General features: G+C 72.8%; 12 protein-coding genes and 1 tRNA gene. 2 read left to right on the top strand and 11 right to left on the bottom strand.

Annotated elements, in window-relative coordinates:
* Positions 1-13 precede the first annotated feature (13 nt).
* The 6 genes from nrfD to LWP59_RS20005 form a co-directional block, all read right to left on the bottom strand.
* On the bottom strand, positions 14-1,114 hold the full coding sequence (gene nrfD, locus LWP59_RS19980) for an NrfD/PsrC family molybdoenzyme membrane anchor subunit (RefSeq protein ID WP_222425491.1): 1,101 nt from the start codon (positions 1,112-1,114) through the stop codon (positions 14-16).
* A complete protein-coding gene (locus tag LWP59_RS19985) occupies positions 1,111-2,127 on the bottom strand; it encodes a 4Fe-4S dicluster domain-containing protein (protein ID WP_144636986.1) in 1,017 nt (338 codons plus the stop codon). Before LWP59_RS19985 ends, nrfD begins: the two co-directional genes overlap by 4 nt.
* Complete coding sequence (gene fdh, locus LWP59_RS19990) at positions 2,124-5,402, bottom strand: formate dehydrogenase (protein ID WP_144636988.1); 3,279 nt, start codon at positions 5,400-5,402, stop codon at positions 2,124-2,126. Before fdh ends, LWP59_RS19985 begins: the two co-directional genes overlap by 4 nt.
* A 63-nt stretch (positions 5,403-5,465) precedes the next feature.
* The gene (locus tag LWP59_RS19995; RefSeq protein ID WP_144636990.1) at positions 5,466-7,172 is read right to left on the bottom strand and encodes a selenocysteine-specific translation elongation factor; all 1,707 of its coding nucleotides are present in this window, start codon (positions 7,170-7,172) and stop codon (positions 5,466-5,468) included.
* Positions 7,160-8,440: an L-seryl-tRNA(Sec) selenium transferase gene (gene selA, locus LWP59_RS20000; RefSeq protein WP_144636991.1), complete on the bottom strand. Its 1,281-nt coding sequence runs from the start codon at positions 8,438-8,440 to the stop codon at positions 7,160-7,162. Before selA ends, LWP59_RS19995 begins: the two co-directional genes overlap by 13 nt.
* Before the next feature lie 17 nt (positions 8,441-8,457).
* Positions 8,458-8,552, bottom strand: a tRNA-Sec gene (locus tag LWP59_RS20005).
* A gap of 70 nt (positions 8,553-8,622) precedes the next feature.
* On the opposite strand from LWP59_RS20005, the gene selD reads away from it, so the two are divergent.
* Entirely contained in the window at positions 8,623-9,615 is a 993-nt protein-coding gene (gene selD, locus LWP59_RS20010) for a selenide, water dikinase SelD (protein WP_144637142.1), read from the top strand.
* Positions 9,616-9,628: 13 nt separating this feature from the next.
* Here the strand turns inward: selD and LWP59_RS20015 are convergent, their stop codons facing one another.
* The 5 genes from LWP59_RS20015 to LWP59_RS20035 form a co-directional block, all read right to left on the bottom strand.
* Positions 9,629-11,074 (bottom strand): carotenoid oxygenase family protein, encoded by a 1,446-nt coding sequence (locus LWP59_RS20015; protein WP_144636993.1) that lies wholly within the window; start codon positions 11,072-11,074, stop codon positions 9,629-9,631.
* Positions 11,071-11,796, bottom strand: coding sequence for a nuclear transport factor 2 family protein (locus tag LWP59_RS20020; protein ID WP_186383176.1), 726 nt, complete (start codon positions 11,794-11,796; stop codon positions 11,071-11,073). Before LWP59_RS20020 ends, LWP59_RS20015 begins: the two co-directional genes overlap by 4 nt.
* Positions 11,797-11,885: 89 nt before the next feature.
* Entirely contained in the window at positions 11,886-12,674 is a 789-nt protein-coding gene (locus LWP59_RS20025) for an IclR family transcriptional regulator (protein ID WP_144636997.1), read from the bottom strand.
* 152 nt (positions 12,675-12,826) lie between these two features.
* Positions 12,827-14,350: a catalase gene (locus tag LWP59_RS20030; protein WP_144636999.1), complete on the bottom strand. Its 1,524-nt coding sequence runs from the start codon at positions 14,348-14,350 to the stop codon at positions 12,827-12,829.
* 2 nt (positions 14,351-14,352) lie between these two features.
* The gene (locus LWP59_RS20035; protein WP_144637001.1) at positions 14,353-14,814 is read right to left on the bottom strand and encodes a Fur family transcriptional regulator; all 462 of its coding nucleotides are present in this window, start codon (positions 14,812-14,814) and stop codon (positions 14,353-14,355) included.
* 367 nt (positions 14,815-15,181) lie between these two features.
* On the opposite strand from LWP59_RS20035, the gene hypF reads away from it, so the two are divergent.
* The gene (gene hypF / locus LWP59_RS20040; RefSeq protein WP_229857503.1) at positions 15,182-17,428 is read left to right on the top strand and encodes a carbamoyltransferase HypF; all 2,247 of its coding nucleotides are present in this window, start codon (positions 15,182-15,184) and stop codon (positions 17,426-17,428) included.
* Position 17,429 lies beyond the last annotated feature (1 nt).

Genomic DNA, 17,429 nt, shown 5'->3' on the forward strand with positions numbered 1-17,429 from the left:
AGTGCCCGCGGACCTAGCCCGCGATAGCCCGGCCGACGGCCGCGCGCAGCCGCCTGCTCACCGCGACGAAACGCCGGAACTGCGGACCTGGCCGGGTGTCGCCACGCGCCGGGTTGCCCGCGTTCAGCCGCTCCCGCTGGGGAACCACCACGTACTTCGGGTCCTTTGTGGACTCCACACCGGCATGGAAGACACCGAACCGCTGCAGCGCGCTCGCGGTGAGCAACGCGAGACCGGACGCCACGGCCGCGGTGCGGCTGCGCCCGGCGAACAACGTGCCCACCGCACCGCCGACGTTCAGGTACTCCGCCGCGCGACGCAGCCGCTCCGGCTTGCCGGTCGTGTAGGCCTCGCCGACGAGACCGAGGCGCTGCGGCAGCAGCCGGGACGCGGCAACCTCCAGCCCCGCGCCCGCCAGGGCGAGCCGGCGGGCCGGGCCCGCCTGGGCGACCGACGCGAAGACCATGCCGAATCCGCCGCCGCTCGCGGCGGCCGAGCCGGTGAAGACGAACGGGAGGTACGCGTGCGCCTCGTGCCACGCGGGCACCGCCGTCTGGGACAGCAGGACCGCCGTGTACGACGCGAGACCCGGCGCGAAGGCCGCCGCGGACAGCCCGGCCGGGCGCGCCGCCCAGGTCACCAGCTTGCCCACCACGGTGCGCCGCAGCGCGCGGGGCATCAGCTCGGCGACGCCGCTCAGCCCGGCACCGGCCCCGTACGCCGTGAGGATCCAGGTGCCGACGCTCATCGGCGAGCTGGGCTTCGCGACCCGCAGCATGTGGTGGAACCGCTCGGGCCGGCCGAGGTCGCTGACGAGGAAGTAGGTGCTCGCGACGAGGCTGCCGAGCGCGCCCACCCGCCCCGCCGTACGCAGCGCCGGGCGGCCGGTCAGGTCCGCGCCCGCGGCGAGCATCGCCGACCCGGCGGACAGTCCGCCGGTGAACAGGTACGCGGCGATCTTCCACTCCCACACCGGGGGTTTGAGCACCGCGCGGCCGTAGTAGGAGCTGAACTCGGCCTTCGGCACCGCCGACTGCTCACGCGTGCCGCCGCCGCGGCCGAACATCTGCGCGTGGATGTCGGCGGCGCCCCGGTCGCTCGGCCGCTCCCTCATCGCTTCCCCCGCCCCAGGAACGCCGACACCGCCGCGGCCACGAGCGCCGAGGCCGCCATCCCGGCGTACTTCCACATCGACGGCAGGTCCCGCGTCGGCACCACCGGGTCGGGCGGCAGCCCGTACACCTCCGGCTCGTCGAGCAGCAGGAAGAACGCGCCGTCGCCGCCCACCCCGTCGTCGGGGTCGTGCCCGTACAGCCGCGCCTCGGGCACGCCACGCTCGTGCAGCTCCTCGACGCGCCGGGCCGCGCGTTCGCGCAGCTCGTCCAGCTCGCCGAACTGGATGGAGTCGGTCGGGCACGCCTTGGCGCACGCGGGCTCCAGCCCGTCCTGCAGCCGGTCGTAGCACAGCGTGCACTTCCAGGCGCGCCCGTCGTCCTCGCGCCGGTCGATCACGCCGTACGGGCAGCCGGAAACGCAGTAGCCGCACCCGTTGCAGATGTCCTGCTGCACCACCACGGTGCCGAACTCGGTGCGGAACAGCGCGCCGGTCGGGCACACGTCGAGGCAGCCCGCGTGCGTGCAGTGCTTGCACACATCGGACGACATGAGCCAGCGGAAGTCCGTGCGGCTCTCGGCCCCGGTCGCGGCTCCGGGCGGTTCGAACGTGGGGATGCCCAGGTCCACCGCCGTGGTGCCCAGCTCGCCTCCCCCGCGCTCGGCCAGCTCGATCGCCGAGGCGACGGTGTCGGCCGAACGGCGGCTGCCCGACGGCCCGGTCGGCAGGCCGTGCAGGCCGGCGTCCTGCCCGCCCAGCGGCCGCGACTGCTCGACGAACGCGACGTGCCGCCACGAGTCCGCGCCCAGCATCCCGGTGTTGTCGAAGGACATGCCGAGCAGGTTGAACCCGTCCTCGGGTACCAGGTTCCACTCCTTGCACGCGACCTCGCAGGCCTTGCAGCCGATGCACACCGAGGTGTCGGTGAAGAACCCCACGCGTGGCGGGTGCTCCTCGTACCCCGCGTTGCCCGCCGGGTCGGCGAGTGGACCGTACAGGCTGTTGTCGGTCATCCCTGATCCTCCGGCTCGGTGTGCGCGACCGGGTCCGCCCGGGTCGTGTCGATCCGGGTGCCCGTCTGCGGCGTGACGCCGGCGCGCCGCCGGTACTCGGCGACGTACTCCAGCAGCGCGGGACCGCGCGGTCGGCGGCCCGGCTGGACGTCGCAGGTCGCGACCTTGCTCTCCTGGATGAACACGTTCGGATCCGCGACCACGCCGAGCAGGTCGTTCACCACGTCGCCGTCGACGAGACCGGTCTGGCCCCAGTGGTACGGCATCCAGACCTGGTGCACCACCCTGTCCTCGATGCGCAGCGGGGTCATCCGGTCGGTGACGAACACGCGCGCGTCGACCGCCGTGCGGCTGGTGACCACGTGCGCCCAGTCCAGGTGCGCCAGCCCGCGCTCGGTCGCGAGCTCGGGCGAGACCTCGACGAACAGGGCGGGCTGCAGCTCGGCCAGGTACGGCAGCTGGCGGCTCATCCCGCCCGCGGTGTGGTGCTCGGTCAGCCGTGCCGTGGTGAACACGAACGGGAACACCTCGCCGTGCGCCTCGGGTGGCGACGGGTTCGACGGGTTGTCCGCCCGCCCGTAGACGATCCGCACCGGGCTGGCCTGCTGCGCGTACAACTGGTTGCGCGCCGGGGACTCGTGCGGCTCGTAGTGCGTCGGCAGCGGCCCGTCGAGCACGCCGTTCGGCGCGAACAGCCAGCCCTTGCCGTCGGCCTGCATGATGAACGGGTCGTCCCCGCGCAGCGCCTCGACGCCCACCGCGCCCTCGCGCGGCCGGTAGTCCGGCGGCTTGGTCTTCTCGAAGTCCGGCACGTCGTGCCCGGTCCACTCGCCCTTTTCCGGGTCCCACCAGATGAGCTTCTTGCGCTCGCTCCACGGGCGGCCCTGCGGGTCGGCGGACGCGCGGTTGTAGAGCACCCGCCGGTTCATCGGCCAGGTCCAGCCCCACTCCGACTCGTAGGGCCCCTGCTCGTCGTGCGGCTTGCGGCGGGCGGCCTGGTTGACCCCGTCGGCATAGACGCCGCTGTAGATCCAGCAGCCGCAGGCGGTGCTGCCGTCGGACTTGAGCTCGGGATAGCCGCTCACCTCGCGGCCGGTACCCACCTCGACGCCGCTCATGCGGCGCAGCACGTCCTCGCCCGAGGGCTCGTCGCCGTCCATCCGGTAGTCCCACGCCAGGTCCAGCAACGGCCTGTCCCGCTCGTCCGTCGAACCGGCGAGCTTCTCCCGGAGCCTGCGGCCCAGGTGGTAGGTGAACCACAGCTCGGAGCGCTGGTCGTCCTTGGGCTCGACCGCCTTCTCCCGCCACTGCAGCATCCGCTGCGTCTGGGTGAAGGTGCCGGCCTTCTCCACGTGCGACGCCGCGGGGAAGACGAACACCTCGGTGCGGCAGGTCTCCGGGCTGATCTCGCCGGTCTCGATCTCGGGCGAGTCCTTCCAGAAGGTCGCGCTCTCGATCATCGCGAGGTCCCGCACGACCAGCCAGTCCAGGTTCGCCATGCCGAGGCGCTGCAGCCGCCCGTGCGCGGAGCCGACCGCCGGGTTCTGGCCGAGCAGGAAGTAGCCGAACACCTTGCCGTCGACCATGTCCATGACCGTGCGGTAGGTGCCGTGGTCGCCGTTGATGCGGGGCAGGTAGTCGAAGCAGTAGTCGTTCTCCGCGGTCGCCTTCTCGCCCCAGTACTCCTTCAGCAGCGACACCATGTACGCGTCCGCGTTGTGCCAGAAGCCCTTCTGGTTCGTGCCGCGCACCTTGTCGATGTAGGAGGCCAGGTCCTCGTGCCGGGTGTCGGGCATCGGCAGGTATCCGGGCAGCAGGTTGAACAACGTCGGCACGTCGGTCGAGCCCTGGATGCTGGCGTGCCCGCGCAGCGCGAACACGCCGCCGCCGGGGCGGCCGATGTTGCCCAGCAGCAGCTGGATGATCGAGCCGGCGCGGATGTACTGCGCGCCGAGGGTGTGCTGGGTCCAGCCGACGCTGTAGACCAGCGCGGCGGTGCGCTCGCGGCCGGAGTTCTCCGTCCAGGCCCGCGCGACGCGCAGGAACTGCTCCGCGGGCACGCCGCAGACCTTCTCCACCATCTCCGGGGTGTAGCGCGCGTAGTGCCGCTTGAGGATCTGGTAGACGCAGCGCGGATCCTGCAGCGTCGGGTCGGCGGCGATGTCCCCGGCCCCGCCCTCCAGCGGCGGCCCGCCGGAGCCGAGCTGGTCGGGCGCGGCCTGCGACTTGGCCCTGCTCCCGCCGCGGCCCATCGACTCCGTGGACTCGTAGTGCCAGCTCGCCGGGTCGTAGGAAGCGCTTTCGTGGTCGTAGCCGCTGAACAGCCCGTCGAGGTCCTCGGTGTCCTGGTAGCTCTCGTCCACCAGGAAGGACGCGTTGGTGTACGCGGTGACGTACTCCCGGAAGTCGAGCTCGTTGGCCAGGATGTAGTTGATGACGCCGCCGAGGAAGGCGATGTCGGTACCCGCGCGCAACGGGACGTGCGTGTCCGCGACCGCGCTCGTGCGGGTGAACCGCGGGTCGACGTGGATCACCTCGGCGCCGTGCGACTTGGCCTCCATCACCCACTGGAACCCGACCGGATGGGCCTCGGCCATGTTCGAGCCCATGATGATGACGAAGTCGGAGTTGGCCAGGTCCTGCTGGTAGTCCGTCGCACCGCCGCGACCGAAGGAGGCTCCCAGACCGGGAACCGTGGCGGAGTGTCAAATACGGGCCTGGTTCTCGATCTGCACGGCGCCCAGCGCGGTGAACAGCTTCTTGATCAGGTAGTTCTCTTCGTTGTCGAGGGTGGCGCCGCCGAGGCTCGCGATCCCCATCGTCCGGCGCAGCCTGCGGCCGTGGCCGTCGGTCTCCTGCCAGCCCTTGGCGCGGGCCTCGATGACCCGGTCGGCGACCATGTCCATCGCCGTGTCGAGGTCGAGCTCCTGCCAGTCCTTGCCGTACGGCGCCCGGTAGCGGACCTTCCGCACCCGCTGCGGCCCGGTGACCAGCTGCTTGCTGGCGGACCCCTTGGGGCACAGGCGACCGCGGGAGATCGGGCTGTCCGGGTTGCCCTCGATCTGGATGACCTGCTCATCCCGGACATACACCTTCTGCGCGCAGCCGACCGCGCAAAAAGGACAGACGGAATGCGCCACCCGGTCGGCGGCGGCGGTACGCGGCATGAGCCCGGCGGAGAGCTTCGACTGCGCCGCCTTGCCGCGGCCCAGCGGGTCCGGGCCGGCGACCTGCCGATACACCGGCCACGACCGGATCCAGTCCCCGATGCCCATGCACGCCCCTTCCTCGACTCGGGTCGCGGCTACCCTGCCGTGCTCCTGATCAAACCCCGGTGTTCACGGTTTCGCAACGACCACCGTCCGCGTGCCGTCCGGAGCCCGCCGCGTCACCCGGCGGGCGTCGAGCTGTTCGAGCAACGGCACGGCGACCCGGCGGGTGGTGGACAGCGCACGGCGGGCCTCGCTGACGGTGAACGGCTGCGGCACGGCGGCGAGCAGGGCCGCCGCCTGCTCGAACGCATCGGGCCCGAGCACGACGCCGTCGGCGATCCTGGTCAGCCTTCCGGCCCGGACGGCGGCGGCGATCCCACGGGAGTCCAGGCCGACATCGGCCAGCTCGCCGGCTTCGGGCGCGCGGAACGGCTCCGCCGCCAGCCACTCCTCCACCGCCCGCACGGCCTTGTCCACCCGGGCGGGCAGCCCGGCCCCGGGCCGCCGCACGAGGCCGTCGGCGACTTCGAGACCGGTGCCGGCCAGCGCCTCGGGGACGAGCTCGGCCGCGGGCAGCCCCAGCTCCTGGCGCAGGACCTCCAGTGGCATCCCGGCGGCGATGTCGTGTTCGGACGTCCATCGCCGCACCGAGGTCACGGCCTGCGCGCGCCGCTGTGCCCACCATGCGGGGTCGAGGACCCACTCGCCGATGCGCTCCCCGGTCGCGGGCAGGCCCATCGCCCGCAACTCGGTGGCACGCGCGAACTCCGGCGGCCGGACGCGGCCGCTCGCCAGCTCCTCCGCGCGCGCCCGCGCGGCGCCACGGCGCCGCAACTCCGGCGGCCGCACGTCCAGCACCTCGACACCCGCGGCGATGCGGTGCTCGCCGGGATCGCGGAGCAGCCCGGTGTCGCCGATCCGCAACGGCAACGGGCGGGCGAGGCGCAGTCGTGCCGCGTTCGTCCCCAATGGACGGACGTGCACCGGGACGGCAGCGGATCCCAGGTGCAGCACCAGCTGCCGGTGCAGCTCGCCCGGTGACCGCAGGGCGACGTCGATCTCGGTGGTGGGCAGCCAGGCGCCGGGGGTGCACACCGGGTCGCCGCGGCCGATCTGCTGCCGGTCGGCGCCGCGCAGGTTCACCGCGACCCGCGCCACCGCGGTGACCTCGTGCTGCTCCTCCCCCAGCGACTGCAGCCCCCGCACGCTCACCCGCCGTCCGGCGTGCTCGAGCTCGTCGCCGACCCGCACCGTGCCGGCGGCGAGGGTGCCGGTGACGACCGTGCCCGCGCCGCGCACGGTGAACGACCGGTCGACCCACAACCGCACGTCCGCGCGCGGGTCCGGCGCGGGCAGCCGGTCGACCATCGCGACCAGCCCGGCGCGCACGCTGTCGAGGTCGGCGCCCAGGATCACCGCGGGCTCGGCGAGCGAGGTGCCGGCGAACTGTTCGCGCGCCTGCTCGATCGCGCGCCCGGGGTCGGCGAGGTCGGCCTTGCTGATCACCAGCAGCGCCTCGCGGACGCCGAGGGCGTCGAGCGCGGCCAGGTGCTCGCCCGACTGCGGCATCCAGCCCTCGGTGGCGGCGACGACGAACAGCACGGCCGGCACCGGGCCGACGCCGGCGAGCATGTTCGCGACGAACCGCTCGTGCCCCGGCACGTCGACGAACGCGAGCCTGCGGCCGTCGAGCTCGGTCCAGGCGAACCCGAGGTCGATGGTGAGGCCACGCCGCTGCTCCTCGGCGAGGCGGTCCGGCCACATCCCGGTGAGCCGGTGCACGAGCGTCGACTTGCCGTGGTCGACGTGCCCGGCCGTGGCTACGACGAACATGCCCGCACCGCCGCCACCAGCACGTCGTCGTCCGCCGCGTCGACCATCCGCAGGTCCAGCAGGCAGTGCCCCGCTTCGAGCCGCCCGACCACCGGCGGGACGCCCTCGCGCAACGGCCTCGCGTACGACTCGGGCAGCCGCACGCCCGCGCTGGGCAGCTCCACGCCGGGCGCGCCGCCGCCGCCGACGGCCGCGACGCAGTCGACGGCCTCGGCGCCGGGCAGTGCCGCCGCGATCCGTTCCGCGCGCGCCCGCAGGTCCGCCTGCTTCGCGGAAAGCGCTTCCACGACCGGCGGCGGCGGGCCGAGCACGGTGGCTTCGAGCGCGGCGAGGGTCAGCTTGTCCACCCGCAGCGCGCGGGCGGCGGGATGTCGCCGCAGCCGTTCGACCAGGCCGGCCTCGCCGAGCAGCAGCCCCGCCTGCGGGCCGCCGAGCAGCTTGTCGCCGCTGGCGGTGACGAGGTCCGCGCCCTGTTTCAGCGCCGTCGTCGCGTCCGGTTCGTCCGGCAGCACCGGATGCGGGGCGAGCAGGCCCGAGCCGATGTCGACCACCAGCGGCACGTCCAGCTCCGCCAGCTCGGCGATGCCCGCGGCGGAGGTGAAGCCGGTGACCTGGAAGTTCGACGGGTGCACCTTGAGCACGAACCCGGTGTCCGGCCCGATCGCCCCGGCGTAGTCGCGCAGGCTCGTCCGGTTGGTGGTGCCGACCTCGCGGAGCCGGGAGCCGGCGGCGGCGAGCAGCTCGGGGATGCGGAACCCGTCGCCGATCTCGACCAGTTCCCCGCGGCTGAGCACGATCTCCTTGCCGGGGGCGAGGGTCAGCGCCGCGAGCAGCAGCGCGGCCGCGTTGTTGTTCACCACGTGCACGCCGCCCGCGGCCGGTACGGCCCGGGCGAGCGCGGCCAGCGCGCCGCGACCCCGGCGTGCGCGACGTCCGGTCGCGAGGTCGAACTCGACGTCGGTGGCGCGGCCCGCGGTGACCACGGCGTCCAGCGCGGCCTGCGACAGCGGCGCCCGGCCGAGGTTGGTGTGCACGACGACGCCCGTGGCGTTGAGCACCGGCCGCAGGCTCGTGGCGGCCGCGGGCAGCGCGGCGACCGCGTGCTCGGCGACCTGTTCCGGCTCGATCTCCCCCGCCCGCGCGCGCTGCTGCGCCTCGGCGACGACGGCCTTCACCAGCGCGCGGCCGAGGGTGCGCTCGGCCGCGGCGAGGCGGGGGTGCGCGAGCACCACGTCGGTCCGGGGGACGCGCCGCCGCGGGTCACCCACGGCGGGGCTCCCGGTGGTGGCGGAGGCGGACGGGAATCGAACCCGCCAGCGACAGGACCTGCCGCTCAACGGTTTTGAAGACCGCGCCGGTCACCAGACCGGATACGCCTCCCTGGACCATGGCGCCCATCATGGCAAGCTCCGGGCTGCGGCGCGAACCCGGCCGGGGCAGCATGGACGCCATGGCCTACCGACTGACCCAGTACGCGCACGGCGGCGGGTGCGCGTGCAAGATCCCGCCGGGCGAGCTCGAGGACATCGTGCGCGGGCTGGTCAAGGCCGAGCCGCGCGACCCGGTGGGCGAGCTGCTCGTCGGCCTCGAGGACGGCGACGACGCGGCGGCGGTGCGCATCGAGCACGACACGGCCGTGATCGCGACCACGGACTTCTTCACCCCGGTCGTCGACGACCCCTACGACTGGGGCCGGATCGCCGCGGCCAACGCGCTGTCGGACGTGTACGCCATGGGCGGGCGCCCGGTGGTGGCGGTGAACCTGCTGGGCTGGCCCCGCGAGGTGCTGCCGTTCGAGCTGGCGGCCGAGACGCTGCGCGGCGGGCTCGACGTGTGCGGTGCGGCCGGTTGCCACCTCGCCGGCGGGCACAGCGTGGACGACCCGGAGCCCAAGTACGGCCTGGCCGTCACCGGGATCGGGGATCCGGACCGGTTGCTGCGCAACGATTCCGGCCGGGCGGGGGTGCCGCTGTCGCTGACCAAGCCGCTCGGCCTCGGCGTGCTCAACTCCCGGCACAAGGCCACCGGCGAGCGGTTCGCCGAGGCGATCGAGGTGATGACCACGCTCAACGCCGACGCCTCCCGGGCCGCGCTGGCGGCCGGTGTGCGGTGCGCGACCGACGTGACCGGGTTCGGCCTGCTCGGCCATCTGCACAAGCTGGCCCGCGCCAGCGGGGTCACGGCGATCGTCGACTCGGCAGCGGTGTCCTATGTGGACGGGGCACGGGAAGCCCTCGCCGCCGGGTACGTCAGCGGCGGCACGCGCCGAAACCTCGACTGGGTGGCGCCGCACGTGGACCTCTCGGCCGTGACCGAGCAGGAGGCCCTGCTGCTCGCCGACGCCCAGACCTCGGGCGGCCTCCTGGTCGCCGGCGAGATCCCGGGCGCCCCGGTCATCGGCGAGCTGGTGCCACGACAGGAGCACACCATCGTGGTGCGCTGAAGCGGCTTCCGGGTCAGCCCCGCTGCAGCTCGCCGCGGGTGACCCAGTTGCCGTGCAGCCCGTACGGCACCCGGATCGGCAGCTTCACCGTCGCCACGGGCGGCGCGTCGATCCGCCCGGCGTCGAGGATCAGCAGGTCGCTGCGCATCTCGTCGTGCCGGCCCACGACCGCCAGCACGTAGCCCTCCGCGTGCCCGGCCTTCTCGTGTGCCGGGACGAAGAGGGGCTCGCCGACGGACGAGCAGTCGCCGACGTAGTGCGTCGTCGTTCGCCTGTGCTCGAGGTCGACCGCGCCGACCCACCGGAAGCCCCGGCCCGGCCTCGGCTCCCCCGGCACCTCGTACATGCCCATGACGCCCCACGAGTACGGCAGCGTCTCGAACCGGTCGTCCATCCGCGGGAACTCGCCCGCGTGCGTGGTGAGCCGTTCCTGGGTGAAGCTGCCCCGTTCGCCCATCGTGTCGATCGTCCACCGCGACAGGTACCCCTTGGTCTTCCCGGGGTCGGCGGGTGCGCCCGACAGGTCGGGGAAGAACGGGAAGTAGTTCGACTCCGACACCGGGGTGTCGATGTGGATGTGCCTGCCGTCGTCGTAGGCCCCGAGGATGTGGCTGGCGAACCGGGTGCCGCCCCGGTACCAGCGCAGGTCCTCGACCCGGCCCTTGCGCGGCAGCACGCCGAGGTGGACGTCCCTGCCCGGGTCCCACGCGTAGTGCGACAGGCCCGCGCGGATCCGGCCCAGGTCGCTGACCAGCGGGATGATCGGGAACACCACGAAGTTCTGGGTCACCGCGAAGTCGTGCACCATGCTCGAGTACGGGGCCTGGAACCAGGTCTCGTGCACGAGGTTCCCGTCGCGGTCCGCCTCGTAGAAGGCGATGTCGGGGGTGCACTCGCCCTTCGCGGCGAACCCGAAGAACACCATCTCGCCGGTCCTGGGATCGAACTTCGGATGCGCGGTGGAGGTCTGCGAGGTCAGCGCCCCGTCGAAGGTGTGCACCCCGACGGTGTCCAGCGTATCGGGGTCGATCTGGATCGGCGGGCTGTCCTCCTTCGACGCGAGCAGCTTCCCGCCGTGCCAGAACACGTTGGTGTTGGCCAGCGTCCGGTTCATCCCGGCGACCGATGGGTCGTCCGTGAACGGGTTGCGGTACGCGCCGAACAACGACCGCCGGGCCTTCCGCTCGGCCTCGAACCTCGGCGTCCGCACGTAACGGCTCTTGAAGTCGACGTGACCGCGCTCGAAGCGGAACGACATCACCATGCCGTCGGCGTTGAACGGGATGTCGCCCGCCACCATCGGCGGCCACTGCCGGTCGCACACCACCCGGTAGTAGGTGCCGTCGAGCTGCCCGGGCACCTCGCCCTGAGCGACCTCGAGATCGTAGATGTCGGCCTCGACGCGGACCGGGGCGCTGAACCCCGCGAACATCGGGTCCTGGGGAAAACGCGTGGTCATCGCACTGCCTCGCCTGCGGGGTCACGGCCGGTCACCGGATGCGGGTAGTGGAACGGCACGACGTCCGTGGCCGGGAAGAACGCGAATCCTTCGATGAGCTCGTCCGGACCGAGCGGGTCCTCGGGGTAGGTCGTCTCGGGAATCATGTGCGTCATCGGCGCGGTGTGCGCCCAGCCGGACTCGTACTCGGCGTGCCAGAACGGGAAGTAGCCCAGGCGCTTGATCTTCCACACACCGTTCTCGAGCACGTAGGCGTTTTCGTAGAGACCGCCCTCCCACCACTGCTGGAAGGAAAGCCGCGACACCTGCTCCGGGGCGGACTCGTGCGCGCCGGCCTGCATGAGGCATCGGAACCGCGCCCGCGCCGAGGTGCCGTCCGGCGAGACGGTCACGACGTCCTGCAGCATGACGTGCTCCAGCAGGAACCCACGGACAGGCCCGTTGTGCCCACCGGTGAACCGCGCCCGGAACCGCTGGAGATAGAGCCGCTCGACCCCGGCCCGGCCGCGGTAGACGCCACCCGCGAACGCGACTTCGCCGTCTGCGCCGAACAGGTCGACGACCTCGTCGTAGAGGCACTTGTCCAGGTAGTAGCCGTACTTGTGGTGCAGGGCGCGGATCTCGGCTGCCGCCTCGAGGGACCGGACCCGCTCCGCCAGCTCCACCACCGTCCGTTGCAGCCGCGCCACCCCGGCGGTGCTGACCTCCTCGGTGCTCGACACGCCGATCTCCTTCGATTCGGTGTCACCCTTGCGATGACAGGACAGCGTGCGGGGGCACCGGGAGACAAGCGAGAGGGACCGGGGTTCCGCTATGCGGAAGACGGGACGCCGGCGGTCCGCGAGCCGCCTTCCCGGCTGCCGCGCAGCAACGTCTGGATCACGTTCGCGGCATGCAGCAGGGGTTCGACGAAGGGCTCGATCTCGGCCCGGGTGCCGACGTGGCTCGCCGCCGCGGCGAGCGTGACCGCCGCGGCGGGTTCCCCGCTGCCGAGCAGGACCGGGGCGCCGATACCGGTCACCGCGCGGTCGCTCTCGCCGATGTTCGCCGCCCAGCCGCGCAGCCGGATCCGGGTCAGCTCGCGGACCAGGCAGTCCCAGTCGACGACGGAACGCGCTGTCAGCCCTTCGAGGCGGTGGCCGGGATAGCGGCGGCCGAGGTCGTCCGGGGAACAGAACGCGAGCATCGCCTTGCCGCCGGAGGTGCAGTGCGCGGGCAGGACGCGGCCGAGCCGGGTGCCGGCCCGCTGGGGCCCGAAACCCTCGAGTGACTGCACGAACCGGGCAGCGCGCCCTTCGAGCACCAGCATGCTCGTGGTCAGCCCGGTCCGCTCCCGGAGCTCGGCGAGCTGCCCTCCGGCCGCGTCCCGCAGGGTGACGGCCGAGGTGATGCTCAGCGTGATCTCATGCATCGCCTTGGCCGGCAGGTACGGGCCGCCGCCGTGCTCCTGCCGCGCGAACCCGGCCGCGACGCAGTTGGTCAGCACGCGGTGCGCGGTCGAGGGCGCGACCGCCAGCTCGCGGGCGAGCTCGGTGACCGTGAGGGTGCCACGCGAAGCCAGCAGCCGTACGGCGTGCAACGCCATCCGCGCCGAGTTCATCGCGGGCCCCTCTCCTCCGGTGCCAGGAGAAGGGTTGCCCACCGGATACCGCCGGCGCAAGCACGGGCCGGCTCGCGGACGCCGCCATACCGTGAATCAGCAGGCGCCGGGGACGCGTCCTCGACACGTCCCCGGCGGAAAAGGCGTGCGGGTCAGGCCTTGTCCTGCATGCTGCTGCGGGCCGGGTTGGCCTGCTGCCCGGCCTTCGGGTCCTTCTCGTTCTTCTTGGCCTGGACGCCTTCCTGGATCCGGTCGCCCACGCCCTTGTCGATGTTGTGCCAGTACTCGAACGCGCGCTGCAGCACCGGCTCGGACACCCCGTTGAGCAGGTGCCCCACCACGTTGTCGACCAGCCGGTCGCGGGCGGCGTCGTCCAGCACCTCGCGGACCATCGTGCCCGGCTGGCCCCAGTCGTCGTCCTCGGCGTGCGAGACGTAGGCGGTGCGCACGATGTTCCCGTCGGTGTGCCAGGTGGGCGAGGTGCCGTAGCGCTCGGTGTCCGCGGCCGGGCCGCCCTTCGAGTTCGGCGCGTACACCGGGTCCGTCCTCTTCTGGTACGCCATCGCGCCGTCCTTGGAGTAGGTGTGCACGGGCACGACCGGCGCGTTGACGGGCAGTTGCTGGTAGTTCGCGCCGATGCGGTAGCGGTGCGCGTCGGCGTAGGAGAACAGCCGGGCCAGCAGCATCCGGTCGGGGCTCGGCCCGATCCCGGGCACCAGGTTGTTCGGCTGGAACGCGGCCTGCTCGATCTCGGCGTGGTTGTCGGTCGGGTTGCGGTCCAGCGTCATCCGCCCGACCTCGGTCAGCGGGTAGTCGCCGTGCGGCCACACCTTGGTCAGGTCGAACGGGTTGAACCGGTAGTTCGCCGCGTCCTCGTACGGCATGATCTGCACGTACAGCGTCCAGCTCGGGAAGTCCCCGGCCGCGATGTGCTCGAACAGGTCACGCGTGTGGTAGTCGGTGTCCGCCGCGGCCATCTGGTCGGCCTCGTGCTGGGTGAAGTACTCGATGCCCTGGTCGGTCTTGAAGTGGTACTTCACCCAGAACTCCTCGCCCTGGGCGTTGATCCACATGTAGGTGTGCGAGGTGTAGCCGTTCATGTGGCGCCAGGTGCGCGGGATGCCGCGGTCGCCCATCAGCCAGGTGACCTGGTGCGCCGACTCCGGCGACAGCGTCCAGAAGTCCCACTGCATGTCGTGGTCGCGCAGGTTGTTGTCGGCGCGCCGCTTCTGCGACCGGATGAAGTGCTGGAACTTCATCGGGTCCTTGACGAAGAAGACCGGCGTGTTGTTGCCGACCATGTCGTAGTTGCCCTCGGAGGTGTAGAACTTCAGCGCGAACCCGCGCGGGTCGCGCCAGGTGTCGGGGCTGCCGCGCTCCCCTGCCACGGTGGAGAACCGGGCCACCAGCTCGGTCTTCGCGCCCGGCTGGAACACCGCGGCCTTGGTGTACCTGCTGACGTCGGCGGTCACCTCGAACCGCCCGAACGCGCCGCTGCCCTTCGCGTGCGGCTGGCGCTCCGGGATGCGCTCCCGGTTGAACTGGGCCATCTGCTCGATCAGGTAAGCGTCCTGCAGCAGGATGGGCCCGCCGGGGCCCACGGTGAGCGAATGCTCGTCGCTCTCCGCCGGGATACCGGCGTCAGTGGTGGTGAACGGCCGTGCCGTCTCGGTCATGACTACCTTCCTTTTCTCTTCTCCGCGCACGCGGGGCACCAGCCCCAGAACACGATCTCCGCCTCGTCGACCTCGAACCCCCGGTCCTCGCCGGGCGTGAGGCACGGCGCAGCACCCACCACGCAGTCCACGTCCTCGGTGCGCCCGCAGCCGCGGCAGACCAGGTGGTGATGGTTGTCCGCGACCCGGCGCTCGAAGCGGGCCGGATGGCCGGCGGGCTGGATGGAGCGCACCAGCCCGGCGTCCACGCAGGCCCGCAGCACGTCGTAGACGGCCTGGTGGGAGACCGAACCCAGCTCGTCGTGCACCCCGGCGCGCACCGCCTCGGCGGTCGCGTGCGGGTGGCTTGCCAGCCAGGTGAGCACCGCCCGGCGAGGGGCGGTGATCCGCAGCCCGGCGGAGCGCAGCGAGGCCGCCGCGTCGGTCGTGCTGTCGCGCTGGCCCGAAGGGCCTGGGGTCGGCATCCTGCCCGCCTACCCGTTCTGGAATGGTTCCAAACAATATTCAGGTCAGCGCGATCCCGGCGCGAGCCCGCGGAGACCCGCGCCAGGTCACGCAGCAGGTGGCTCACCGGTCCGGCCCCCCGGGACCGGCTGCTCGTGTTCCTGGACGTACTGCTCGGGGTCGATGTCGCTGACCTCGAGCCCGCGAGTGCGCCCGCCGGACCGCGGCGTGCACGCCGTCGCGGATCGCCGGAACCCGGTCGTGGTCGTCGAGGACCAGCTTCGTGATGTCAGGCATGGCCCACCCGCGGTCGCACGATCGCGGCGTACTCGCGGGCCGGGGAGACGGAAACTCGACTGGGCCGCCGCCGGGGCGCAGACTCGACGTGTGAGCGAGCGTGTCCGCTTGGCCGTGCGCGTCGACGGGGTCGTGCAGGGGGTCGGCTTCCGGCCCTTCGTGCACGCGCTCGCCGACCGGTTCGGCCTCGCCGGGCACGTGGGCAACGATGCCGCCGGGGTGTTCGCCGAGGTCGAGGGCGCGCGGCAGGCCGTGGCGGACTTCCTCACGGCGGTGCGGGAGCAGGCGCCCCGGCTCGCGGTCGTCGAACGGGTCACCGCGGCCGAGATCGCCGGACTGGGCGAGACGGGTTTCCGGATCGTGCCGAGCCCGGCGGGCGGCGGCGCGCGGACGCTCGTCTCCGCCGACAGCGCCACCTGCGACGACTGCCTGCGCGAGCTGCACGACCCGGCGGACCGGCGCTACCGCTACCCGTTCGTCAACTGCACGAACTGCGGGCCGCGGTTCACCATCGTGCGCTCGGTGCCCTACGACCGGCCGGCCACGACGATGGCGCCCTTCCCGATGTGCGCGGACTGCGCGCGCGAGTACCACGACCCCGGCGACCGGCGGTTCCACGCGCAGCCGGTGTGCTGTCCCGCCTGCGGGCCCGCCCTGCGGCTGCTCGGCGGACCGGCGGGCGACCCGATCGAGTCCACTGTGGACCTGCTCCGCACCGGGCACGTGCTGGCGATCAAGGGGCTCGGCGGCTACCACCTCGCGGTCGACGCGTGCGACGACGCGGCCGCCCGCCTCCTGCGCTCGCGCAAGCACCGCGAGGACAAGCCGTTCGCGGTGATGGTGCCCGGCCTGGCCGCCGCCCGGGAACTGTGCGAGGTGGACGACCTCGCGATCCGGCTGCTCACCGACCGGCGACGGCCGATCGTGCTGCTGCCCCGCCGGCAAGGCAGCGGCGTCGCCGGGGCGGTCGCCCCCGGCAACCGGCAGCTGGGCGTCATGCTGCCGTACACGCCGCTGCACCACCTGCTGCTGGAGCGCCTCGCCGGCCCGATCGTGCTGACCAGCGGCAACATCTCCGACGAGCCCATCGGGTACCGGGACGACGAGGTGCGCGAACGGCTCGGGCCGATCGCGGACGCGTTCCTGGTGCACGACAGGGCGATCCACATCCGCACCGACGACTCCGTGGTCCGGCCCTTCCGCGGCCGGGCGCAGCTGATGCGGCGCTCGCGCGGCTACGTGCCCGAGCCGGTGACCGCTGCCTTCCCGCGGCACGTGCTGGCCTGCGGGGCCCAGCTGAAGAACACCTTCTGCCTGGCGAAGGACCGGCGCGCGTTCCTCTCGCACCACATCGGCGACCTCGAGAACTACGAGACCCTGCGGTCGTTCACCGAGGGCATCGAGCATTTCCGGCGCCTGTTCGACGTGCACCCCGAGGTGATCGCGCACGACCTGCACCCGGAGTACCTGTCCACGAAGTACGCCCTGGAGCAGGACGACGCCGAGCTGGTCGGGGTGCAGCACCACCACGCGCACATCGCCGCCTGCCTGGCCGACAACGGGGTGGCCGGCCCCGTGCTCGGCGTGGCGTTCGACGGGCTGGGCTACGGGCCGGACGGCACGATCTGGGGCGGTGAGCTGCTGCTCGCCGACCTGGCCGGGTTCACGCGCGTGGGGCATCTCGCCCCGGTGCCGATGCCGGGCGGGACGGCGGCGATCAAGCAGCCGTGGCGGATGGCGGCCGCCTACCTCGACACAGCCTACGGCGCGGGCGTCCCCGGCCTGGACGTGGTGCGGCGCAACGAGTCCCGCTGGCCGGACGTGGTCGCGCTCGGGCACCGGGCGATCAACGCGCCGCTGACTTCCAGCGCGGGCAGGCTGTTCGACGCGGTCGCCGCGATACTCGGGACCCGCGACGCGATCAACTACGAGGGCCAGGCGGCGGTCGAGCTCGAACAGCTCGCCGACCCGGGTGAGCGCGGGGCCTACCGGAGCACGATCACGCCCGGTGAGCCACTGGTCGTCGTGGGCGCCGACCTCGTCGTGTCCGCCGTGGACGAGCTGCGGGCCGGCGTGCCGGTGCCGCTGATCGCCGCCCGGTTCCACAACGGCGTGGCGGCGGCGATCGCCCACGCGTGCGTGACGTTGCGGGAGCGGACCGGGGTGGGCACCGTCGCCCTGTCGGGCGGGGTGTTCCAGAACCTGCTGTTGCTGGCGCGCACCGCCGAGGCGCTGGAGCGGGCCGGGTTCGCCGTGCTGACCCACTCCCGCGTCCCCGCCAATGACGGCGGCGTCAGCCTCGGGCAGGCTGTCGTGGCCGCCGCGCAGGCCGGCTGAC

Source organism: Amycolatopsis acidiphila, from assembly GCF_021391495.1.
Lineage (GTDB): Bacteria > Actinomycetota > Actinomycetes > Mycobacteriales > Pseudonocardiaceae > Amycolatopsis_E > Amycolatopsis_E acidiphila.

Coding starts and splice junctions, on each gene's coding strand:
- nrfD (WP_222425491.1), bottom strand. CDS start 1,114: ATGAGGGAGCGGCCGAGCGACCGGGGCGCCGCCGACATCCACGCGCAG.
- LWP59_RS19985 (WP_144636986.1), bottom strand. CDS start 2,127: ATGACCGACAACAGCCTGTACGGTCCACTCGCCGACCCGGCGGGCAAC.
- LWP59_RS19995 (WP_144636990.1), bottom strand. CDS start 7,172: ATGTTCGTCGTAGCCACGGCCGGGCACGTCGACCACGGCAAGTCGACG.
- selD (WP_144637142.1), top strand. CDS start 8,623: ATGGCCTACCGACTGACCCAGTACGCGCACGGCGGCGGGTGCGCGTGC.
- LWP59_RS20015 (WP_144636993.1), bottom strand. CDS start 11,074: ATGACCACGCGTTTTCCCCAGGACCCGATGTTCGCGGGGTTCAGCGCC.
- LWP59_RS20025 (WP_144636997.1), bottom strand. CDS start 12,674: ATGAACTCGGCGCGGATGGCGTTGCACGCCGTACGGCTGCTGGCTTCG.
- LWP59_RS20030 (WP_144636999.1), bottom strand. CDS start 14,350: ATGACCGAGACGGCACGGCCGTTCACCACCACTGACGCCGGTATCCCG.
- LWP59_RS20035 (WP_144637001.1), bottom strand. CDS start 14,814: ATGCCGACCCCAGGCCCTTCGGGCCAGCGCGACAGCACGACCGACGCG.